The organism is Pseudarthrobacter chlorophenolicus A6 (genome assembly GCF_000022025.1).
Lineage (GTDB): Bacteria > Actinomycetota > Actinomycetes > Actinomycetales > Micrococcaceae > Arthrobacter > Arthrobacter chlorophenolicus.
Window position 1 is genome coordinate 1 of record NC_011886.1, and the last position, 22,455, is coordinate 22,455.

Here is a 22,455-nt window from a genome sequence, read left to right on the forward strand (position 1 = left end):
TTATCCACAAGCAGTTTCCCAGCTATCTTCTAGGCTTTTCATCCCCTAGAGTGGCTCAGTAGCCGATTATCCACGGACTGTGCATAACCCTGTGGATGAAGCTGGGCCAGCATCTTGGTTCCGGGGCCGGGGCTGCAGGTAATGCAGGGCAAAGCAAGTTTTGAGGGAACCGATTGATGACAGTAGACGAAGCCAACCACGCCAATACTGTCGGAAGTTCCTGGCGGCGGGTCATCAGCCTGCTGGAGAACGACCACCGGGTAACACCGCGCCAGCGTGGCTTTGTCATCCTCGCCCAGGCCCAGGGCCTGATCGGATCCACCCTCCTGGTTGCCGTTCCCAATGAACTCACCCGCGAGGTGCTGCAGACGCAGGTCAAGGATGCCTTGGACGACGCCCTGCATAACGTCTTCTCCGAGGACATCAGGTGTGCCATTGACGTCGACACCGATCTGGTTCCCATCCACAAAGAGCCTGAGCCTGTGGTTGAACCTGCCTACGCGCAGGACCAGCTGATCGAGCAGAAGCCGCAGCCCATGCTGCCGAGCACCTCCCACGAATTTGGCCGCCTCAACCCCAAGTACGTTTTCGACACGTTCGTGATCGGTTCATCCAACCGTTTCGCCCATGCCGCCGCCGTCGCCGTCGCCGAAGCCCCTGCCAAGGCCTACAACCCGCTGTTCATCTATGGCGACTCCGGCCTCGGCAAGACGCACTTGCTGCATGCGATCGGGCACTACGCCCGCCGGCTCTACAGCGGTATCCGGGTTCGGTACGTAAATTCCGAAGAGTTCACCAACGACTTCATCAACTCGATCCGCGACGATGAGGGCGCCAGCTTCAAGACCACATACCGGAACGTGGACGTCCTGCTCATTGACGACATCCAGTTCCTCGCCGGCAAGGACCGGACCCTGGAAGAGTTCTTCCACACCTTCAACTCGCTGCACAACAACAACAAGCAAGTGGTGATCACCTCCGACCAGCCGCCCAAACTGCTTGCCGGCTTCGAGGACCGGATGAAGTCACGCTTTGAGTGGGGCCTGTTGACGGACATCCAGCCCCCCGAACTGGAAACCCGGATCGCCATCCTCCGCAAAAAAGCCCTCAGTGAAGGACTGTCCGCGCCGGACGACGCGCTGGAGTACATCGCATCCAAGATCTCCAGCAACATCCGCGAACTTGAGGGCGCGCTGATCCGCGTCACCGCATTCGCCAGCCTGAACCGGCAGCCCGTGGATGTTGCCCTCGCCGAAATGGTCCTGAAGGACCTCATCACGGATGACGGCGCCCAGGAAATCACCTCCGGCCAGATCCTGCAGCAAACCGCGGACTACTTCAAGCTCAGCATGGAGGAGCTCTGCAGCAAGTCCCGGACCCGGACGCTGGTCACCGCCCGGCAAATTGCCATGTACCTCTGCCGCGAGCTGACGGACATGTCCCTTCCCAAGATCGGCCAGGAGCTCGGCGGCCGCGATCACACCACAGTCATCCACGCGGACCGGAAAATCCGTGAACTGATGGCAGAGCGGCGTGTGATCTACAACCAGGTCACGGAGCTGACCAACCGCATCAAGCAGCAGCAGCGCGACTCCTGATCCCCGCCTCTATACCTTATTAACAGGTGCATGTGGATAAGCCTGTGGATACTTAAGGGGACAAGCGCAATTAATGGGCTTAAAACCCTTAAGGCGTCTGTGGATCGTTAAAAACAGGCCTCTGCGTTGTCCCCATCCACACCCTGTTTAAAACCCAGTTAACTCACAGTCCGTGAACAGGGCTTAACCGCGGATCTCCGCCGCGAGACGGGGTTATCCACAGTTTCCACAGCAGTTATTAACACTACGAATCCCAAAAAATTGAAAATCCCTCAAACAACAAGATCCTTCCCCTCGCTCCGTGCAGGGACCATCGGCCCCCTGAAGGGGCCGGGGAGGTTTTGGGGGATGGGTTAATCCCGGATCTTCCGGCTAAGCTGTCAGCAGCGCTCCCATCCCCGGGTTTTTGTGTGGTTTCCGTTCAGCACGGACCATGCACCTGCCGGAATCGGGTGCAACATTTTCCGGAATCGCCCCTGCGGAGGTTCCGGCCTACTTGGCAGCAGCAATGAAAGGCGGCATCCCTCCGTGAAGTTCAGAGTCGATCGGGACGTCCTGGCAGAAGCCGTTACCTGGACAGCCCGCTCGTTGTCTCCGCGGCCGCCAGTGCCTGTCCTCTCCGGCCTTCTCCTCAAGGCGGAAGCCGGAACCGTCAGCCTTTCGAGTTTCGATTACGAGACGTCAGCGCGCCTCGAGATCACTGCCGACATCCGTGACGAAGGCACCATCCTGGTCTCCGGCCGCCTTCTTGCGGATATCTGCCGCAGCCTGCCTTCGGCCCCGGTCGACGTCGAAACCGACGGCAACAAGGTCACCCTCACCTGCCGCCGAAGCAGCTTCCACCTCGCCACCATGCCCGAGGCCGAATACCCGCCTCTTCCCGCACTTCCCGCCATCAGCGGCACCGTTCCCGGTGATGCGTTTGCCCAGGCCGTTTCCCAGGTGATCATTGCCGCCAGCAAGGACGACACCCTGCCCATCCTCACCGGGGTGCGCATGGAAATCGAGGACGACCTCATCACCCTCCTGGCTACCGACCGCTACCGGCTCGCGATGCGCGAGGTACCGTGGAAGCCCGTCACTCCCGGCGTCTCCACCAGTGCGCTGGTCAAGGCCAAAACACTCAACGAAGTAGCCAAAACGCTGGGCAACAGTGGCGACATCAGCCTGGCACTGTCCGATGACGACACCCGCCTGATTGGCTTTGAAAGTGGAGGGCGCACCACCACGTCCCTGCTGGTGGACGGCGATTACCCGAAGATCCGGTCGCTTTTCCCGGAATCCACGCCCATCCACGCCACGGTCCAAACCCAGGAACTCGTGGAAGCAGTCCGCCGTGTGTCGCTGGTGGCTGAACGCAACACTCCGGTCCGCCTGGCGTTTACTGCCGGTCTGCTAAACCTGGATGCCGGCACCGGCGAAGACGCCCAGGCGTCCGAGGAACTCGAAGCGCAGCTGTCCGGAGACGACATCACCGTGGCGTTCAACCCTCACTACCTGGTGGAAGGCCTCAGCGTGATCGAAACCAAGTTCGTGAGGTTCTCCTTCACCTCGGCGCCCAAGCCTGCCATGATCACCGCCCAGGCTGACGCTGACGGCGAGGACCAGGATGATTATCGCTACCTGGTGATGCCAGTTCGGCTCCCCAACTAGTCCCCATTGGCTCCGAGCCTTCACAAGCTCAGTCCGGGGCCCTCGCCAACGGGGCCCACCCATCGGCTCCCAGCCACCGCCACCCAACCGCGCAGAAAAGAGACTCACGTGCACATCGGACTGATCGGCCTTGGCAAAATGGGATTCAACATGCGCGAGCGGCTGCGCAATGGCGGCATCGAGGTCACGGGTTATGACCGGAACCCCGACGTGACCGATGTGGCTACGGTCGATGATCTCCTGGCCGCAGTGCCTGCACCGCGGCTGATCTGGGTGATGGTTCCCGCCGGCGCAGTCACGGATGCTGTCATCACCGAACTCGCAGGCAAGCTGGACCAGGGCGACTTGGTGATTGACGGTGGAAACTCCCGCTTCACCGAGGACCAGAAACATGGTGAACTCCTCGCAGGAAAGGGCATTCGTTTCGTGGACTGCGGTGTTTCCGGCGGCGTCTGGGGCCTGCAGAACGGCTATGGGCTGATGGCCGGCGGCGACGCTGCGGATGTGGACCTGGCCCTGCCGGTCTTCGATGCCCTGCGTCCGGAAGGTGACCGCGCGGACAGCTTCGTCCACGTGGGCGGCGTCGGCGCGGGCCATTACGCCAAGATGGTCCACAACGGCATCGAGTACGGCCTGATGCAGGCATACGCCGAGGGGTACCAGCTGCTCGCTTCCAAGGACATCATCAGCGACCTTCCCGGTACTTTCCGGGCCTGGCAGAAAGGTACGGTTGTCCGCTCGTGGCTGCTCGACCTGCTGGTCAAGGCCCTGGAAGAGGATCCCGGCCTGCAGAATATCGATGACTACGTGGAGGACTCCGGCGAAGGCCGCTGGACCGTTGAGGAAGCAATCGCCAATGCCATCCCGGCTCCCGCGATCACCGCAGCGCTTTTCGCCCGTTTTGAGTCCCGTGAGGACAGCTCACCTGCCATGAAGATGGTGTCCGCACTCCGGCATCAGTTTGGCGGGCACGCCACCCGTCCCGCCAAGTAGCACCCACCGGGGACCGCCGCTGTCCCCAGAATTGTCGAAGCCCGCGTGTATCTGGAACACCTCTCCCTGACCGATTTCCGCAGCTACGCCCAGGTGGACCTTGTCCTCAGCCCCGGCGTCACCGTACTGGTGGGCTACAACGGCATCGGTAAGACCAACCTGATGGAGGCCATCGGTTACCTGGCCACGCTGAGTTCCCACCGGGTCAGTTCCGACGGCCCGCTCCTGCGGTTCGGCACCGAACGCGCCCTGGTGCGGGCGAGGCTGGTGCGCAATGGCCAGACCACCGTGCTGGAACTGGAAATAAACGCCGGCAGGGCCAACCGCGGCCGCATCAACCGCAGCAACCCGGTGCGGGCGCGGGACCTGCTGGGCATCTGCCAGACGGTGCTCTTTGCGCCCGAAGATCTTGCCCTGGTCAAAGGGGATCCGTCCAACCGCCGCAGGTTCCTTGACGAACTGCTCGCCAGCCTGGTTCCGCACCATGCTGCAACCCGCAGCGACTACGACCGCGTGCTCAAACAGCGCAACGCCCTGCTGAAGTCGGCCCGCGCCGGGCGGGTGACCGCCGCCCACGAAGCCACCCTCGATGTGTGGGACCAGCACATGGCGAAGGCCGGCGCGGAGCTCCTCCACGCACGGCTCGAACTGGTGGAGCTCCTCCGGCCCCACCTTGCCCGCGCCTATGCGGAGCTGACCGATGCGTCCAAGCCGGCTGATGCCATCTACCGGTCCACACTGCAGAACCAGATGGACGACGACGGCGCATCGTTGGGTGCCACGGGCCGGCCGGGGCCGGGGGACGCGGCCGCTGCCGAAGATTTGCGCGGACTCAGCATTGAGGAGTTGACCCAGCGCTATGTCCGCGCGTTTGGCGAGTCACGGAAGAAGGAGCTCGAGCGAGGCATCTCGCTGGTGGGTCCGCACCGCGACGATCTTGAACTGGTGCTGGGACAGGCACCCGCCAAGGGTTATGCATCCCATGGTGAAACCTGGTCCATGTGCCTTTCCCTGCGGCTGGCGTCCTACTACGTCATGCTTGACGATGCCCGTACCGGCGGCTCCGCCCCCATCCTGATCCTTGACGACGTTTTTGCCGAGCTGGACGTCCAGCGGCGGCGTAAACTGGCCGCTATAGTGTCCGGCGCGGAACAGGTCCTGGTGACCGCCGCCGTCGACGCCGATATCCCGGAGGAACTGTCCGGACGGCGGGTGAAAGTAGTCCCGGGAGGCATCGATGAGCAGGGAGAGTGACGTCGGCGGGCTGCAACCCGGGCGGGATCCCGACCAGATCGATGCTCCGCAGGCCGCGCTCAACCGGATGCGCGAAGCCGCCGCCGCCCGTGGCGAGATCCGCCGCAAGGCGCAGCGGCCCGGACAACAAAAGACCAGGGGCAGCATCCGGGACACCCGCGGGTTCAGCCAGTTCCATGCCACAGGCCGCGATCCGTTGGGGCTGGGCAAAGTGGTGGGGCGTCTGGTGGCCGAGCGGGGCTGGACATCGCCGGTGGCTGTCGGTTCCGTCATGGCCGAATGGGCCACCCTCGTGGGGCCGGAAATCTCTGCACATTGCACTCCGGAAAGCTTCACCGACACCACCCTGCACGTGAGGTGCGATTCAACAGCCTGGGCCACCCAGCTGCGGCTCCTCAGTGCCAGCCTGCTGGAGAAATTCAGGGTGGAACTGGGAGACGGCGTGGTCACCAGCATCCAGGTTCTGGGCCCCTCGGCGCCCAGTTGGCGCAAGGGCGGCAGGAGTGTCAACGGGCGCGGACCGCGGGATACCTACGGATAGCCCGGCGCCAATCCCTTGATAATCGGCCTGCGGCCGTGTAGGCGCCTGCAAGGGCTGGAGCCTGTATAGGCACCAAGAGGCGGTTCCTTTAGGGCGCCCTAGGCGGGGCCAGCGGCCTGCCATAGGCACACGGCACCGCGTCCACGCCCCTGGAATGCGGGGATATGGGGCGCTTCGCGGTAGAATTGTTGCAGATAACTGGGCGCGGGTGAGACGTTGACTGAGTCCGTTTTCCGCGCACTCCGGTCCGCGGTCTGCGGCTCCCCACAACGTCAACAAGTCACCGGCGCCATAAGTTTGTGCCTGTTGGCAGGTGACTTCCTGTATTTCCCAGGGGAGGAACCGGCCGGCCATCATCGAGAACGAGGAGTCGACAGCGCCTGTGGCTAACGACAATACAGATATTCTGGCAGTTGACCCCGCAGCCGGCGATGCCGGCGGTCCTGACGCAACGGCGGAAGCGGCCACCCCACGGGAGTACGGCGCCAGTGACATCACTGTCCTCGAAGGCCTGGAAGCGGTGCGCAAGCGCCCCGGCATGTACATCGGTTCCACCGGCCCGCGCGGCCTCCACCACCTGGTCTACGAAGTGGTGGACAACTCGGTCGATGAAGCGCTGGCTGGCTACTGCAGCCACATCGAGATCGTCCTGCAGGCCGACGGCGGCGTCAAAGTGGTGGATGACGGCCGCGGTATTCCCGTGGATATGCACCCCACCGAGCACAAGCCCACGGTTGAAGTGGTCATGACCATCCTGCACGCCGGCGGTAAGTTCGGTGGCGGCGGTTATGCAGTATCCGGCGGCCTCCACGGCGTTGGTATTTCCGTGGTGAACGCCCTTTCCAGCCGGGTGGATACAGAGGTCCGCCGGCAGGGGCACGTCTGGCGGATGTCCTTCGCCAACGGCGGCAAGCCCCAAGGCAGCCTGGTCCAGGGCGAGGAAACGGAACGCACCGGAACCACGCAGACCTTCTACCCCGATGCGGAGATCTTCGAAACCACCGAGTTCGATTTTGAAACACTCCGCGCACGCTTCCAGCAGATGGCCTTCCTCAACAAGGGCCTGCGCATCACCCTTACCGATGAGCGCGCGGCCACCGAGGAAGAAGCCGACGCCGATCCGGACCTGGACGGCATGGTCACCGAAGGCGAAATCAACGCCGAGCACCGCACGGTCGTGTACCAGTACGACGAAGGCCTGCTGGACTACGTCAAGCACCTGAACTCCGGCAAGAAGGTCGATGTGGTCCACGAGGACGTCATCGCTTTCGAAACGGAGGACAAGGACCGCAAGATCGCGCTGGAAATGGCGATGCAGTGGACGAATGCCTACTCCGAGAGTGTCCACACCTACGCGAATACCATCAATACCCACGAAGGCGGCACCCACGAAGAGGGTTTCCGCGCTGCCATGACGTCCCTTGTCAACCGTTACGCCCGGGAAAAGGGCATCATCAAGGAAAAGGACGACAACCTCACCGGAGACGACATCCGTGAGGGACTGACGGCCGTCATTTCGGTGAAGCTCTCCGAGCCGCAGTTCGAAGGCCAGACCAAGACGAAGCTCGGCAACTCCGAGGTCAAGGGCTTCGTCCAGCGTGTAGTCACGGACGGCCTGGGTGACTGGCTGGAACGCAACCCCGGCCCGGCCCGCGATGTCATCCGGAAGGCCATCTCGGCCGCCCAGGCACGCATGGCAGCACGGAAGGCCCGCGACAACGCCCGGCGGAAGAGCCCGCTGGAATCCTTCGGCATGCCCGGAAAGCTCTCCGACTGCTCGTCCAAGGACCCGGAAAAGTGCGAGGTCTACATTGTGGAGGGTGACTCCGCAGGCGGTTCCGCCAAGCGCGGCCGCAACCCCGAGACCCAGGCGATCCTTCCGTTGCGCGGCAAGATCCTCAACGTAGAACGCGCGCGCCTTGATAAGGCCCTTGGCAACGCCGAAGTGCAGTCCATGATCACGGCTTTCGGCACGGGTATCGGCGAGGACTTCGACCTCGCCAAGCTGCGGTACCACAAGATCGTGCTGATGGCCGATGCCGATGTTGACGGCCAGCACATCACCACACTGCTGATGACGCTGCTGTTCCGCTACATGCGGCCCCTGATCGAGAACGGCTACGTTTACCTTGCGCAGCCCCCGCTGTACCGAATCAAGTGGTCCAACGCCCCGCACGACTACGTCTACAGCGACCGCGAACGCGACGCCAAACTGGTCTCCGGCCAGGCAGCCGGCCGCCGCATCCCCAAGGACAACGGCATCCAGCGTTACAAGGGCCTCGGTGAAATGGACTACACGGAACTGTGGGACACCACCATGGATCCGGACAACCGGACACTGCTCCAGGTCACCATGGACGACGCCCTCGCAGCCGACCAGATCTTCTCGGTGCTGATGGGCGAAGACGTGGAGTCACGGCGCAACTTCATTCAGCAGAACGCCAAGGACGTCAGGTTCCTCGATATCTAGGACATAGCTCCTATATTCGACAACCGACATATACCTGAAACGGAAAAACATAATGAGTGACGAAACACGCGAGAACCCGGCCACCGACGCCGGGAATCCGGAGACCGTTCTTGAAGGCGATGTGCTGATTGACCGTGTGGAGCAGGTGGACCTGCAGACGGAAATGCAGCGGTCCTACCTGGACTACGCCATGGCCGTCATCGTGGGACGAGCCCTCCCGGACGTCCGGGACGGACTCAAGCCCGTGCACCGCCGCGTTCTCTACGCGATGTTCGACGGCGGCTACAGGCCTGACCGTTCGTTCAACAAGTGTGCCCGCGTGGTGGGTGAGGTCATGGGCCAGTACCACCCGCACGGTGACACCGCGATCTACGACGCCCTGGTCCGCCTCATCCAGGACTGGACCATGCGGTACCCGCTGGCCCTCGGCCAGGGCAACTTCGGCTCGCCGGGCAACGACGGCGCGGCCGCCCCCCGTTACACCGAAACCAAGATGGCCCCCCTGGCCATGGAGATGGTGCGGGACATCGACGAGGAAACCGTCGACTTCCAGGACAACTACGACGGCAAGAACCAGGAACCCACCATCCTGCCGGCCCGTTTCCCCAACCTGCTGGTCAACGGATCCTCGGGTATCGCCGTCGGCATGGCCACCAACATTCCGCCGCACAACCTGCGCGAAGTGGCGGACGGCGTGCAGTGGTACCTGGCCAATCCGGCAGCCACCCGCGAGGAGCTGCTGGAGGAACTCCTTCGCCGCGTGAAGGGACCGGATTTCCCCACCGGCGCCACCATCCTCGGCCACAAGGGCATCGAGGATGCATACCGTACGGGCCGCGGCTCGGTCACCATGCGTGCCGTGGTCAATGTCGAGGAGCTGCAGAACCGCACCTGCCTGGTGGTCACCGAACTGCCGTACCAGGCCAACCCGGACAACCTGGCCATCAAGATCGCCGAACTGGTCAAGGACGGCAAGATCCAGGGCATTGCCGACCTCCGCGATGAGACGTCCGGCCGTACCGGCCAGCGCCTGGTCATTGTCCTCAAGCGCGACGCCGTAGCCAAGGTTGTACTGAACAACCTCTACAAGCACACGGAACTGCAGAGCAACTTCTCGGCCAACATGCTGGCCATCGTGGACGGCGTCCCGCGTACCCTGAGCCTGGATGCCTTCATCCGGCACTGGGTTACGCACCAGATGGACGTCATTGCACGCCGGACCCGCTACCGCCTGCGCAAGGCCGAAGAGGAAGCGCACATCCTGCGGGCGCTGCTGAAGGCACTGGACATGCTGGACGAGGTCATCGCCCTGATCCGCGCTTCCAACACCACCGAAGCAGCCCGCGACGGCCTGATGGAACTGCTGGACATCGACGAACTGCAGGCCCGGGCCATCCTGGACATGCAGCTGCGGCGCCTGGCAGCACTGGAACGCCAGAAGATCCAGGACAGGCACTCCGAACTCGAAGCCCTGATTGCCGAATACAACGCGATCCTCGCTTCCGAAGAGCGCCAGCGCGAGATCATCAGCACCGAGCTGGGCGAAATCGTGGACAAGCACGGCGACGACCGCCGCACCAAGATCCTCATGGGTTTCGACGGTGACATGTCCATGGAAGACCTCATCCCCGAAGAGGAGATGGTGGTAACCATCACCCGCGGCGGCTACGTCAAGCGGACGCGGAGCGACAACTACCGTTCCCAGCAGCGCGGTGGCAAGGGCATCAAGGGTGCCCAGCTGCGGGGCGACGACGTGGTGGAACACTTCTTCGTCACCACCACGCACCACTGGCTCCTGTTCTTCACCAACCTGGGCCGGGTCTACCGCGCCAAGGCTTATGAGCTGATGGAAGCCGGCCGCGATGCCAAGGGCCAGCACGTGGCCAACCTGCTGGCTTTCCAGCCCGATGAGCACATCGCCCAGGTGCTGGACCTGAAGGACTACCAGCAATCGCCGTACCTGGTGCTGGCCACCAAGCGGGGGCTGGTGAAGAAGACCAGGCTGGAGGACTACGACACCAACCGCTCCGCCGGCGTCATCGCCATCAACCTGCGCGACGGCGACGAACTGGTCTCCGCCCAGCTGGTCTCGGAGACCGACGACCTGTTCCTGGTATCCCGCATGGGCCAGTCCATCCGCTTCACCGCCACTGACGATGCGCTGCGCCCCATGGGACGCGCCACATCCGGCGTTACCGGCATGAAGTTCCGCGAGGATGATGAACTGCTGGCCGCCGATGTTGTCACCGACGGTTCCTTCGTGTTCATCGTGACCGAGGGCGGCTACGCCAAGCGCACCGCCGTGGAGGAATACCGCCTTCAGGGCCGCGGTGGCCTGGGCATCAAGGTTGGCAAATACCAGGAAGAACGCGGGCACCTGGTGGGCGCCCTGATCGTCCAGGAAGAGGATGAAGTCCTGGTGGTCATGGAGGGCGGCAAGGTTGTCCGTTCCTCCGTCGCCGGGGTCCCTGCAAAGGGACGCGACACCATGGGCGTCATCTTTGCCAAGCCGGACAAGAACGACCGCATCATCGAGGTTGCCCGCAACAGCGAACGTGGCCTCGAGGACGAAGAATCAGCAGAGGATGACGTAACGTTGGCTGAAGAATCACCGGCCTTTGTGTCAGAGGACGCCTCGGGCGACGCTGAGCCGAACGACGACAACACGGAGGTAACCGAGTGAGTAATTCCGACTCATTTCCCAAGCCGAACAGCACCGTTCCCGATGGTAACCGGCCCTCGGCGGCACCCCGGGTGAATGCCCCAGTCCGTCCGCAGCAGCGCCCCTCCGCGCCAGCAGGTGCCCCCGGCCAGCGTCCCTCGGTTCCCGGCCAGCGCCCGTCCCAGCCCGGCCAGGGAAGCCAGCAGGGCCAGCGTCCGGCCCAGGGACAACGCCCCGCCTCTGCCGGACCGCGCCCGCAGGGTGCCCCGGGCCAAGGCGGTCCGGGCCTCGTGAAGCCGGCGCCAAAGGCCAAGGCACGCCGTGCCCGCCTGCTCATCAGCAAGGTGGACCCCTGGTCCGTCCTGAAGATGGCGTTCCTGCTCTCTGTGGCCCTGGGTATCGTCACCGTCGTGGCGGCCATCGTGCTGTGGACCGTCCTGGACCTTACGGGCATCTTCGACCAGGTGGACAGCCTGCTCGGCACGCTGGCAGGTTCCGAGGGCGGCGGCTTCGAACTGAAGAAGGTGGCCTCGCTGGGCCAGGTGGCCTCCTTCGCCACGATCATTGCCGTGGTGAACGTGGTCCTGCTGACCGCGTTGTCCATGCTCTCGGCTGTTCTCTACAACATCTCTGCCACCTTGGTGGGCGGCATCGGCGTAACCCTCACCGACGATTAGGACACCGCTTCCACCGGCCCCGGAGCCGGTGGAAGCGCCCGATTTGAGATCGGGCCGGGATGTGCTGTAAAGTCATGTCTCGGCCCGATGAGGCATCGGGGCGTATAGCTCAGGCGGTTAGAGCGCTTCGCTGATAACGAAGAGGTCCCAGGTTCAAGTCCTGGTACGCCCACGGAACCTGTGCAGGTTCAAGTTGAGGTTTGTGTGCGGAACACTGCAGCAGGCCGGAACGGGGAGCATGTGAAGAAGTTGCTTGTACTGGCAGCGGCGATCGCAGGCGTTCTGCTCTACCGGAAGGCACAGGAATCCGAAGCCCGGAAAGATGTCTGGAGCAAGTCCACCGACACGGTGAACTAGGCTGGACACCCGGTCCGGGAGCTGGTCAAAGGCTCCACGGTTCTAGGGTATGATTGACGGGTTGCTTCTTATGGGGGCATGGCGCAATTGGTAGCGCACCTGCTTTGCAAGCAGGGGGTTCGGGGTTCGAGTCCCCGTGCCTCCACCATAAGAAAGTCCCGGTCCGCAGAAACGCGGACCGGGACTTTTGCTTTGTCAGCCTTATTTCAGGTGATGGCCATAGCGTGAGGGGGTAGTGCGGTGACCCTGTTCATTGCAGCCATGGGTGTCCTGGGCGTTGCATCGTCCGGGCCGCTGATCGCAGCCACCCTTGGGGCCACCAGCGTCAGTGCCCTGGCCATCGCCTTCTGGCGCAACGCCATCGCAGCGGTGGTGATGGCAGGTCCCACCCTGGTCCGAGAGCCGCGCAGGTTCGGCAGCATCACCGGACGCGAGTTCCGCTGGTCCCTTCTTGCCGCCGTCGCCCTCGCCCTGCACTTCGCCTGCTTCATCACCTCCCTCCAGCTCACGTCCGTGGCCGCCGCTACGGCGCTCGTGTGCCTGCAGTCGGCCTGGATTGCCATCTTCCAGCTGCTGCGCGGCACCCGGCACCGCTGGCAGGTGCTTGCAGGGCTGGGGATCGCTTTCGGTGGGGTCGTCGCCATCACAGGATTCGACATGGGGTCGTCTCCGGAGGCGCTGCTCGGTGACATGCTGGCGCTGGCCGGCGGAGCCTTGGCGGGGCTGTACACGCTGGCGGGCGGCAAGGCCCGGCAAAGCATGACCACCGGCACCTACACGGCGCTCTGCTACGGCATGTGTGCGGCCTTGGTGGCGGTGCTCGCCCTGGCCACAGGGCAGCCGCTCGCCGGGTTCGACGCCGGAGGCTGGCTGGGGATCCTCGCCATCACAGTGTGCGCCCAACTGGTGGGGCATACCGCCTTCAATCACCTCCTGGCGACCATGAGCCCGCTGCTGGTCTCCATGATCATCCTGCTGGAGATTCCCGGCGCAGCCTTCCTGGCGTCTGTGTTCCTTGGTGAGACCCTGCCGGCGGGGACCTACGCCGGGCTGGGCCTGATCATGGTGGGGCTCGCCGTCGTGGTGGCCGGGCAAAGGTCCGGAAGGGCACGGCTCCGGATCAAGGCACCCGGCGACGAACCGGCGTCGGACCGGATCGCGGAGCTCGGTACGGACTAGGGCCTGCAAAGGCAGGCTACTGGCCGCCGCGCCGGACCGGCTGGGCCGTGTTGACCGTATGGATGGCCCGCAGCAGCTTGGCGGGAAAGTAGACCGAAAAGAAGACCACCATGGGCGCCTTCAGCGCCATCTTTTTAACGTTGTGCGCCTTGTACGTGCGGTCGAACCGGGTGACGTAATAGCGATAGTCCCGCGGGGAGTCCTCGAGGCGGCGTGCGGACATTCCGGACACCATCTGCGGCCAGTACTGGACCTTGAGGTCGTGCTCGGCCAGGTGCAGGGACAAGTCGATGTCCTCGTGCATCTCATCCTTTTCATCCCGGCACGTCTCGGCGCGGATGGTGTTCCACGCGGTGGACCGCAGCGCCATGTTGGATCCGAACAGGAAGTGGTATTGCTGCTTCGCCAGTTTCAGCATGAGCTGGCGCATCTTGTCGTCGGCCTTGAGCCCGAAGCGCCGCATGGGCATGTCGTAGTAGACCACCGGGCCTGTGGCCGCCTGCACCGAGTGGTCCTGGAATGCCTTCTGGACCTGCTCCACCCAGTCCGGCTCCACCACCGAGTCCGCGTCAATCCTGCCCAGGACGTCCCCCGTGGCGTGGTCGAGCCCGAAGTTCCGGGTGGGGATGAGGCCCTGCTCGCTGTCCTGGGTCAGCAACAGGATGGGACTTTCCGGGTACTCCAGCTGCATCTGCCGGACAATGGCGGCGGTCCGGTCCGTGGAGAGGTTGTCCACCACGATGATTTCGTGCGCGGGCACGGACTGGTAGATGGCAGCGATGAGGCACTGCCGGATGACGCTCTCCTCGTTGTACGCCGGGATCACAACGGACACGCGGGGCAAATCGGCTGCGTCGTTCAAAGGATCCCCAGAGGATTGATCGGCTGACATCAGTCCAAATCTAGCATTGCTGCCCTTCCCGGCCGGGAGTGGCCGGCCACCGCCAAACAGTGCGGGGGCCTCCGTAAACGGCAGCAGGGGCCCCGTTCCGAAGAACGGGGCCCCTGCGTGGACCAACTGGGTGGAACTAGGCCTGCGTGGTGCCCTTGTCCCCGTTGTGGATGCTGTTGGCGATGTTGCGGGTGGCCGTCTTTGCATCGGTGGCCACCTTGGGAGCGGCGTCGGCTGCGTCTTCGGCAACATGCTTGGCCTTGTCGGCTGCGTCCTCTGCCTTCTCCTTGGCCGTATCAGCGGACTCGGATACCTTGTCGGCACCGGCCGCAGCGAAGGAGCCAGCCGCATCCGATGCCTTTTCGGCGGCATCGGCGGTGGTTTCCTTGACCTCGTTGACCGTGGTGGCGGGAACCGGGGCGGGCGTGGGCGTTACGGGAGAGGGCGTCTTCCATGGATCCTCGACGGGCTTGGAGGCCTTCCAGGCGGCAACTCCCGCAGCGACCGCTGCGGCGATGACGCCGAACACCAGCCAGCCGCGCTTCTTCTTCGGCTCCGGCTTGGCCAGCTGAATGCCCACGCTGCGGCCTGCCTCGGCGGCAGCTGCCTTCAGCTGGGTGCCGGTGGCCTGCGCCTGCTCCTGGATGGAGTGAACGATTCCGGCGTCCCCCAGCCGCTGGGCGACGGCATCAACGCGGGCCGGAGCGCCTTCGAGCGTGCGGTGCACGGCCTCGGAGGCGACACCGAGCTGGTCCGAGAGCTTGGGCAGGTATTCAACCACCACGCGGTCGCGGGCGTTGAGGACCACGGGCGTGGCCTTGTCCAGTGCCTCGTGGAGCTTGGGTGATGCGTTTTCGACCACGTCATTGATCCTGGGCGCCAGCTGGGCCAGGCCGTCCTGGAGCCGCGGGGTCACTGTGGCCACGCCGTCGGCAAGGTTGTGTGCGGCGGACTTCAGCCCCTCCTGGATTTTGGGTGATGCTGTGTCCAGGCCGTGCTGCAGGCGGGGAACCGCCCAGTCAACAGCGGCTTCCACGCGGGGGGTTGCCCAGTCTTTGGCATTTTCCACGGCATGGGTGACCGACTGCTCAAGGTCACGGGCAATACGATCAGACTTCTTCACAACTACCTCCCGATTAATATGACGGTGCTGTGGTTAGCCTACGTGCCTGAGACTTCACGGGCTATTCACCCTGCGGATTTTGGGGCGATTTCACCCAGCGCGGAACTGGTACAGGGGCCGCCAACGTCATAGTCCGCCATGGAAGAATGGGCCCTATGACTGCCATCGCAACCGCAAAAGCAACCATCCACACCAGCCTCGGCGACATCGTGGTAAACCTCTTCGGCAACCACGCGCCCAAGACCGTCAAGAACTTCGTTGGACTCGCCACCGGCGAGCAGGACTGGACCCACCCGGAGACGGGCGAGGCCAAGACCGGCACCCCGCTGTACAACGGAACCATCTTCCACCGCATCATCAAGGACTTCATGATCCAGGCCGGCGACCCGCTGGGCCGCGGCACCGGCGGCCCCGGCTACCGCTTTGACGACGAGATCCACCCCGAACTGAGCTTCAACCAGCCATACAAGCTGGCCATGGCGAACGCCGGCATCCAGATGGGCAAGGGCACCAACGGTTCCCAGTTCTTCATCACCACCATCCCCACCGACTGGCTGCAGGGCAAGCACAGCATCTTCGGTGAAGTGGCTGACGACGAATCCAAGAAGGTCGTTGACGCTATCGAGGGCGTCCGCACCGGCATGGGCGACCGCCCGGTGGAGGATGTCACCATCAACAGCATCGATATCGAACAGCTGTAATCCCGCACCATGAGCTACGGAATTCCGTCGGCCGAGCCGTCCGCCCAGGTCCCGGTATGCCCCCGGCACCCTGACAGGCCCTCCTATGTGCGCTGCCAGAGGTGCGGGCGTCCCGCATGCCCCGACTGCCAGCGGGCGGCCGCCGTCGGATTCCAATGCGTTGACTGCGTCAACGAAACAAGGCGTACGACGCCGGAAGTCCGGTCCGTCTATGGCGGCGCCGTAGCCACGGGCAAGCCCATGGTGACGTTCGGGATCATCGCCGCCTGTGCGGTGCTGTACGTCCTTCAGTGGATCATCCCCAACGACGCCGTCTACCAAAGCCTGGGCTTTGCCAACATCTACGCCGAACCGCGGTACGGCCAGTTTGAGCCGTGGCGGATGCTCACGGCAGCATTCCTGCATTCCCAGGGATTCATCCTGCACATCGCCTTGAACATGTACATGTTGTGGATCTTCGGGCAGGCACTGGAGCCCCTCCTGGGCCGGGTCCGTTTCCTGGCGGTGTACCTGCTGTCCGCCCTGGGTGGTTCAGTGGGATATCTGCTCCTCACTCCCCTCTACGTGCCCGGCCAGCCCCTGTACGGGGTGGTAGGCGCCTCCGGTGCCATCTTCGGCCTCTTTGGTGCGATGCTCCTGGTGCAGCGCCAGCGCGGCGGGGATACACGACAGCTGTGGATCCTGATTGCCATCAACGGTGCCATTGGCTTCCTGGTCCCGCAGATCGCCTGGCAGGCCCACCTTGGCGGCCTGGTCACGGGAGCCTTGTGCGCCGCCGTGATCGCTTACACGCCGCGGGGTCCCCGGCGTGGTGTTCTCCAGGCCGTGGGCCTGCTTGCGGTCCTGGCGCTCCTTGCAGCGGCAGTATGGGTGCGCGTCACCATCTGATGCAGCCCGCCGGACAGGTGCGACGTCCGAAACCCCCAGCCTCCCCTGGAAGCTGGGGGTTTTCTTTATCCACAGCCCTTATCCACATTGTTAATAACTTACAAGCGTGTAGTTCAACGCTTGGGGCCCTCGAAACCGCCTGACTGCGGGAGAAGGGCAGTACAGAGGCAGTTTTTCTCCACATCTGTGGATAACTGCTGGGGATACGCCTGTGCTTAAGTGGACAAACGCGCCGTTTCTGGGCGTCACTGTGGATAACTCGGCCGAGTTCGGCCCCGCCAGGCTGTGTGGAGATACCTGAGCCCCGTCCTTCAACAGCTTATGCACACGGTTAATAACTCGCAGGCGATCAGATTGTCGGCGAGAATCCCCAGGAATGGCGCGGTTCCGGGCGATTTGGGGGCGCCAGCAGCCGCGAAATCCACAGCTGTGGATAAGTTGTGGGTATTGCAGTGTTGGTAAGTGGAAAAGCTGTCCGGCCCTGCGGGATGCCCGCGGAGGTGCTGGTTGATGCCTGATTCCGTGCACGGAACTGGGGATAGAGGCTCACGGTCCTGTGGGTACCGGCGGGTAACTCGGGGTAAAGCGATTTATCCACAGGGTATTCCACAGTGTTAATAACTGCATCCGAGCCGCGGGTTTCCTGGAAAGCCCGGCTTCCGCGGGCCTGATGGGCGAGGAGAAGTGCGGACCACCGGTTATCAACACTGTGGATAACTTTCCCCACAGGAAAAGACGCCGGAAACGGCAGACCCCCGCTGCCGGTCGTCGGCGGCGGGGGCCAGGCCGGGCTCAGGACGGCAGTGGCCACACGCCCGACGAGCCGCGTCGGTGGCTGTCCACAAGGTGTGTGTCCACCATGCCGATGGCTTCCATGAGGGCGAACATGGTGGTGGGGCCCACGAACGCGAACCCCTTCCGGCGAAGGGCTTTGGACAGAGCTACCGATTCCACCGACTGCGTGGGGATGTCCGCGTGCGCCAAGGGTTGTGGGGTGGATGCCGGCTGGAATCCCCAGACGAAGTCCACCAGGCCGCCCTCTTCCCGCAAGGCGATGGTGGCGCGGGCATTCTTGATGGTGGCAATAATCTTCAGCCGGTTCCGGACAATGCCGGAGTCCTGCATGAGGCGGTTCACGTCGCCGTCCGTGTACAACGCCACGGCATCGGGATTGAAGTCGGCGAAAGCGGCGCGGAACGCCGGCCGCTTCCGGAGGATCGTGGCCCAGGACAGCCCTGCCTGGAAGCCCTCCAGGCAGATCCGTTCGTACAGGCCGTGCTCATCGCGGACGGGCAGGCCCCATTCCTGGTCGTAGTAGGTCCGCATCAGCGGATCCGTTGAGGCCCACGCCGGCCGTGCCAGGCCGTCGTCGCCCACTATGAGGTCAGCGCTTGGTGACATGTCCGGCCCCCGTCAGGAACGGTTGCGGCGGTACGTGGAGCGCATGGTTCAGGAGCGCCAGCGCGTCGTCATCATGAAGCCCACGATGGCGATGCCGAAGCCGGCCACGATGTTCCAGGAGCCCCACGGCTGAACGGGGAAACGGCCCTCGCTGATGTAGAACGTGATGATCCAGAACAGGCCGATGATCATCAGCCCGAACATGACCGGCTTGAACCACACAGGATTCGGCTTGTAGGCGTCCGGTGCAGCCTTTTCGGCGGTGCTGGCGGTCTTCTTACGGGGCTTTGACTCGGGCACTGGCTCTCCTTGGCGGCTGTCAAGTACGGCGTCCGGGGCTTGATATCCTGCAAGAAGGAAATTGCCAGCGGTCTGCTCGATCTTGGTCAATTCTTACTAGCAGCCAATTCTAGCCGGAGTTCCCGGGCCGCCGGTGCCCACTGGAACCGCCCCCGAGGAGAACGCGTGGTATTGCAGGAGAAGGCGAGGCCCGCCGCCCCGCCCACTGCCGGCGTCGTCATCCTTCGCGGAGCTGTACAGGTTGTTGGTGAATTGCTCATCACCGCCGGTGTAATCCTCTTGCTGTTCGTGGCATGGCAGCTGTGGTGGACCAACGTTGAGTCCGACGCCAAGCAGAGCGAAGTCATCAAGGAATTCGCCCAGGACCTCGGCGCTGCACCGGCTCCGGCGCCCACAGCCCCGCCCGCAGAGGGCGAGGATTTCGGTGAGCCCGTGGTGGGTGCCGCCCCCGGCCACGCCGGAACCATCGGCATCATGTACATCCCGAGGTTCGGCCCCAACTACACCCGGCCCATCGTGCAGGGAACCAGCCAGGATGTCCTGGACACCCTTGGCCTGGGCCACTACGACTCGACTGCCATGCCGGGGGCCGTAGGAAACTTCGCCGTTGCCGGCCACCGGCAAACCCACGGTGCGGTACTGGATAACATCCACACGCTGGTACCGGGAGACAAGATCTACGTCCAGACCAAGGACGGCTACTACACCTACGTTTTCCGGAACAACCAGATCGTGATGCCCTCCCGCACCGACGTCCTGGCCCCGGTGCCCACCCTCCAGGGCGTGGCCCCCACGGAAAGGTTCCTCACCATGACCAGCTGCAACCCGCGGTTCGGTGCGGAGGAACGCATCATCGCCTACGCCCTGATGGACAGTTGGCGCCCCGGCTCCGCCGGACCGCCCGCAGAAATAGCCGCGCAGGTGGCGGCCGCGATCGGGAAGGGCTGACCATGTACGGCTGGATCTTCCGCCACCTACCGGGGCCGCTCTGGCTGCGGATCGTCACATCAGTGGTGCTGGTGGCGGCCGCACTGGTATTGATGGTGCAGTTCCTGTTTCCCTGGATGTCCGAGTACACCCAATTCACTGACTCAACGATTGGTGCAGCAAGCCAGCCATGACCACAACCAAGATCCTCGTGGTGGATAACTACGACAGCTTCGTCTACACCCTGGTGGGCTACCTCCAGGAACTCGGCGCCGAGACCACGGTGGTCCGCAACGACGACGTCACCCTCGCCGAAGCGATCGAACTTGCCGGCACGCGGGACGGCGTCCTGGTGTCACCAGGCCCCGGCAACCCTGCCGAGGCGGGGATCTGCATTGAACTGATCAAGTGGTGCGGTGAAAACAGTGTCCCCATGTTCGGCGTATGCCTGGGCCACCAGGCACTGGCGGAGGCTTTCGGCGGGACGGTGACGCACGCCCCCGAGCTCATGCACGGCAAGACCTCGCAGGTGGAACACATCGGCACCAGCGTGTTCGCTGGCCTCCCCTCCCCCATCACCGCCACGCGCTACCACTCCCTGGCGGCAGTCCGGGAGTCCATCCCGGACGTCCTGGAAGTCACCGCGCAGACGGCGTCCGGCGTGGTCATGGGTCTGCAGCACCGTACGGCACCGCTGTGCGGAGTGCAGTTCCATCCCGAATCGGTGCTGACCGAAGGCGGTTACCAGATGCTGGGCAACTGGCTCGAATCGCTGGGAATGGCGGGCGCTGCTGCGCGGGCAGCCAAGCTGAGCCCACTGATCCAACACTGAGGGGCCTAACCACGGGATGAACGGCTGGGCCGGCCCATCCCGCCGGCGCTCCGGCTAATCCCTGTCCCTGCTGCCCTTCGTTGAGGTGGGGGTCGGCGTCGGAGTCGCGGTGGGCGGTGGCGGCGGTGCCTTGGCCACCACCACCGTGATGGTCTTTCCCTGCTCCACTGCGGCATTGACGGCGTCGCTCTGGTCCGTCACCCGGCCGGCCTCAACCTGGCCGTTTTCCGCTTCGACGACGTTCGGCACCAGGCCCAGGTCCTTCAGGGCTGCTTCCGCTTCCTCGCGGGTGCGGCCGCGAAGCTCGGGAACCGCCACCTTGCCGGTGGAAACCACCAGTTCAACGGTGGTGCCAACGCCCACACTTTGCCCCGGTGCGGGACTGGTGGTGATGACGATACCGGCCGGCACGGTTGCGCTGTTGGCCGTGGTGGTTGACGGCGCACCCACCAACCCCACCTGGCGCAGGACATCACGGGCAGCCGCTTCCGTGGAACCGGGGATGGTCTCCGGGATCTTCACTGCGCTGGGACCCTCGGAAATATTCAGGATCACCTCTGCGCCTGGATCGAGTTTCTGGCCGGACACCGGGTCGGTGCCGATCGCGATGCCCTTGGGGACGGCGTCGTTCTGTGAGCGCGTAATCTTCGGTTTCAGGTTGGCGTTGTACAGCTCCTGCAGTGCTGCCGACTCCGTCATGGAGGCCACCACGGGGATGTCCACCTTCGGCGGGGGCGGCGCTGGCCGGTTCACCACGCTGTAAACCCACAGGCCGCCGCCGGCAAGGATGAGCACTGTGAAGATCACCAGGGTTGCAATCCACGCCCGACGGCGGGACTTCTGCCGCGGGGAAGGCTCGCGTTCCGGGGAAAGGCCAAGCGGCAGCGGCTCAGCCTCGCCGGGCTCGTCCGCAACGCTCAGCGGTGCCCGGGCGCCGGCGTCGTCCCTGCCCGTGACGGCGAGGCGGCCGGTGGGCGCATCGTCCAGGAAACCGGCTCCTGCGGCGGCAGCGAATGCCTCCGTTGGCGGGCTGTCCGGTGCCGGCACATGGTCGTTGGGGTCCGTGGGGGCTTCGGAGGCCGGCACGGCGGGCACCGCCACTCCGGATCGGGCTGCCCGGAGCGCGCGCTGGAAAGCTGCCGCATCCTGGAACCGGTCATCACGGTTCTTTTGCAGCGCCTTGGCCATGACGGTGTCGAGCGCCGATGAGACCTCGGGGTTGATGCTGCTGGGCGGCGCCGGGATTTCCCGGACGTGCTGGTAAGCCACTGAAACGGGGCTGTCGCCGATGAACGGTGGCCTCGAAGTCAGCATTTCGTAGAGCAGGCAGGCGGCCGAATACAGGTCGCTGCGGGCATCAACGGTTTCACCCCGGGCCTGTTCCGGCGAGAGGTACTGGGCCGTGCCCACCACGGCCTGCGTCTGGGTCATGGTGGCCGAGGAGTCTGCCATAGCGCGGGCGATCCCGAAGTCCATCACCTTGATGGAATTGGTTGCCTCGCAGAACATGACGTTGGCGGGCTTGATATCCCGGTGGACGATGCCGGCACGGTGGCTGTATTCGAGGGCGCCCAGGACGCCCAGCGTGTAGTCGATCGCCTGCCCGATGCTGACGTCCTTGGCCCGGATCAGGTCCCGCAGCGTCTTGCCGTCCACGAACTCCATCACGATGTACGGCAGCCGGACGGATTCCTCCGAACCGTCGTGGACCTGCTGCTCACCGGTGTCGTAGATGGCCACGATGGACGAGTGGTTCAGCGCAGCGACGGACTGTGCTTCACGCTTGAAGCGTGCCTGGAACTGGGGATCCCGGGCCATATCAGGCCGCAGGATCTTGATGGCTACCGTCCGCCCGAGCCTTGTGTCCGTACCGCTGTAGACGTCCGCCATGCCGCCGCGCCCAATGAGGCCGCCGAGCTCATAGCGGCCGCTCAGGACACGCTTGTTGTCCACCGGGACATTGTCCTCCCGGTGGAGCGGTGCGCGCGATGACTCGTTCACGTTCAG

The 22,455-nt window shown here is 64.1% G+C and carries 20 protein-coding genes and 2 tRNA genes; 17 read left to right on the forward strand and 5 right to left on the reverse strand.

The genetic code is table 11. The features are described from left to right. Positions 1-176 precede the first annotated feature (176 nt). From dnaA to ACHL_RS00060, 12 genes are all read left to right on the forward strand, one after another. Positions 177-1,598 (forward strand): chromosomal replication initiator protein DnaA, encoded by a 1,422-nt coding sequence (gene dnaA / locus ACHL_RS00010; RefSeq protein WP_012630740.1) that lies wholly within the window; start codon positions 177-179, stop codon positions 1,596-1,598. 528 nt (positions 1,599-2,126) lie between these two features. Further along, the gene (gene dnaN / locus ACHL_RS00015) at positions 2,127-3,251 is read left to right on the forward strand and encodes a DNA polymerase III subunit beta (RefSeq protein WP_012630741.1); all 1,125 of its coding nucleotides are present in this window, start codon (positions 2,127-2,129) and stop codon (positions 3,249-3,251) included. A 108-nt stretch (positions 3,252-3,359) separates the two neighbouring features. After that, positions 3,360-4,244 carry a phosphogluconate dehydrogenase (NAD(+)-dependent, decarboxylating) gene (gnd, locus tag ACHL_RS00020; RefSeq protein WP_012630742.1) on the forward strand — a complete coding sequence of 295 codons (885 nt, stop codon included), beginning with the start codon at positions 3,360-3,362 and terminating at the stop codon, positions 4,242-4,244. 45 nt (positions 4,245-4,289) lie between these two features. Then, positions 4,290-5,498 (forward strand): DNA replication/repair protein RecF, encoded by a 1,209-nt coding sequence (recF, locus tag ACHL_RS00025; protein WP_012630743.1) that lies wholly within the window; start codon positions 4,290-4,292, stop codon positions 5,496-5,498. Next, entirely contained in the window at positions 5,482-6,039 is a 558-nt protein-coding gene (locus ACHL_RS00030; RefSeq protein ID WP_012630744.1) for a DUF721 domain-containing protein, read from the forward strand. Before recF ends, ACHL_RS00030 begins: the two co-directional genes overlap by 17 nt. A gap of 382 nt (positions 6,040-6,421) precedes the next feature. Further along, the gene (gene gyrB / locus ACHL_RS00035; RefSeq protein ID WP_012630745.1) at positions 6,422-8,509 is read left to right on the forward strand and encodes a DNA topoisomerase (ATP-hydrolyzing) subunit B; all 2,088 of its coding nucleotides are present in this window, start codon (positions 6,422-6,424) and stop codon (positions 8,507-8,509) included. A 52-nt stretch (positions 8,510-8,561) separates the two neighbouring features. Then, entirely contained in the window at positions 8,562-11,192 is a 2,631-nt protein-coding gene (gene gyrA / locus ACHL_RS00040) for a DNA gyrase subunit A (RefSeq protein ID WP_012630746.1), read from the forward strand. Continuing rightward, entirely contained in the window at positions 11,189-11,848 is a 660-nt protein-coding gene (locus ACHL_RS00045; RefSeq protein WP_043793641.1) for a DUF3566 domain-containing protein, read from the forward strand. The genes gyrA and ACHL_RS00045 overlap by 4 nt, the downstream gene beginning before the upstream one ends. A 98-nt stretch (positions 11,849-11,946) precedes the next feature. Then, positions 11,947-12,020 (forward strand) — tRNA-Ile (locus tag ACHL_RS00050). 68 nt (positions 12,021-12,088) lie between these two features. Beyond that, the gene (locus ACHL_RS24535; RefSeq protein WP_208858419.1) at positions 12,089-12,205 is read left to right on the forward strand and encodes a DLW-39 family protein; all 117 of its coding nucleotides are present in this window, start codon (positions 12,089-12,091) and stop codon (positions 12,203-12,205) included. A 72-nt stretch (positions 12,206-12,277) separates the two neighbouring features. Continuing rightward, positions 12,278-12,353: transfer RNA gene (locus tag ACHL_RS00055), tRNA-Ala, on the forward strand. A gap of 92 nt (positions 12,354-12,445) precedes the next feature. Further along, on the forward strand, positions 12,446-13,384 hold the full coding sequence (locus tag ACHL_RS00060; RefSeq protein WP_012630749.1) for a DMT family transporter: 939 nt from the start codon (positions 12,446-12,448) through the stop codon (positions 13,382-13,384). A 16-nt stretch (positions 13,385-13,400) separates the two neighbouring features. Here the strand turns inward: ACHL_RS00060 and ACHL_RS00065 are convergent, their stop codons facing one another. Beyond that, a complete protein-coding gene (locus ACHL_RS00065) occupies positions 13,401-14,276 on the reverse strand; it encodes a glycosyltransferase (RefSeq protein ID WP_012630750.1) in 876 nt (291 codons plus the stop codon). Between the two features lie 136 nt (positions 14,277-14,412). Further along, positions 14,413-15,399: a hypothetical protein gene (locus ACHL_RS00070; RefSeq protein WP_012630751.1), complete on the reverse strand. Its 987-nt coding sequence runs from the start codon at positions 15,397-15,399 to the stop codon at positions 14,413-14,415. A 155-nt stretch (positions 15,400-15,554) separates the two neighbouring features. Between ACHL_RS00070 and ACHL_RS00075 the strand changes: the two genes are divergently transcribed. Further along, positions 15,555-16,100: a peptidylprolyl isomerase gene (locus tag ACHL_RS00075; RefSeq protein WP_012630752.1), complete on the forward strand. Its 546-nt coding sequence runs from the start codon at positions 15,555-15,557 to the stop codon at positions 16,098-16,100. A gap of 9 nt (positions 16,101-16,109) precedes the next feature. Further along, on the forward strand, positions 16,110-16,988 hold the full coding sequence (locus ACHL_RS00080; protein WP_012630753.1) for a rhomboid family intramembrane serine protease: 879 nt from the start codon (positions 16,110-16,112) through the stop codon (positions 16,986-16,988). Positions 16,989-17,780: 792 nt separating this feature from the next. On the opposite strand, the gene ACHL_RS00085 is transcribed toward ACHL_RS00080, so the two are convergent. Both ACHL_RS00085 and ACHL_RS00090 read right to left on the reverse strand, forming a co-directional pair. Further along, positions 17,781-18,389, reverse strand: a complete 609-nt coding sequence (locus ACHL_RS00085) for a DNA-3-methyladenine glycosylase I (protein ID WP_012630754.1) — start codon at positions 18,387-18,389, stop codon at positions 17,781-17,783. Between the two features lie 48 nt (positions 18,390-18,437). Further along, entirely contained in the window at positions 18,438-18,689 is a 252-nt protein-coding gene (locus tag ACHL_RS00090; RefSeq protein WP_012630755.1) for a cell division protein CrgA, read from the reverse strand. A 165-nt stretch (positions 18,690-18,854) separates the two neighbouring features. Here ACHL_RS00090 and ACHL_RS00095 point away from each other — a divergent pair, with 165 nt between their 5' ends. From ACHL_RS00095 to ACHL_RS00105, 3 genes are read left to right on the forward strand one after another with little or no spacing between them, the layout of a single operon-like run. Then, entirely contained in the window at positions 18,855-19,637 is a 783-nt protein-coding gene (locus tag ACHL_RS00095) for a class E sortase (protein WP_012630756.1), read from the forward strand. A 2-nt stretch (positions 19,638-19,639) separates the two neighbouring features. Beyond that, positions 19,640-19,810 carry a hypothetical protein gene (locus tag ACHL_RS24420; protein ID WP_012630757.1) on the forward strand — a complete coding sequence of 57 codons (171 nt, stop codon included), beginning with the start codon at positions 19,640-19,642 and terminating at the stop codon, positions 19,808-19,810. Then, a complete protein-coding gene (locus ACHL_RS00105; protein WP_012630758.1) occupies positions 19,807-20,448 on the forward strand; it encodes an aminodeoxychorismate/anthranilate synthase component II in 642 nt (213 codons plus the stop codon). Before ACHL_RS24420 ends, ACHL_RS00105 begins: the two co-directional genes overlap by 4 nt. Before the next feature lie 54 nt (positions 20,449-20,502). Here ACHL_RS00105 and pknB read toward each other — a convergent pair whose 3' ends face one another. Further along, positions 20,503-22,449 (reverse strand): Stk1 family PASTA domain-containing Ser/Thr kinase, encoded by a 1,947-nt coding sequence (gene pknB, locus ACHL_RS00110; protein WP_012630759.1) that lies wholly within the window; start codon positions 22,447-22,449, stop codon positions 20,503-20,505. Positions 22,450-22,455 lie beyond the last annotated feature (6 nt).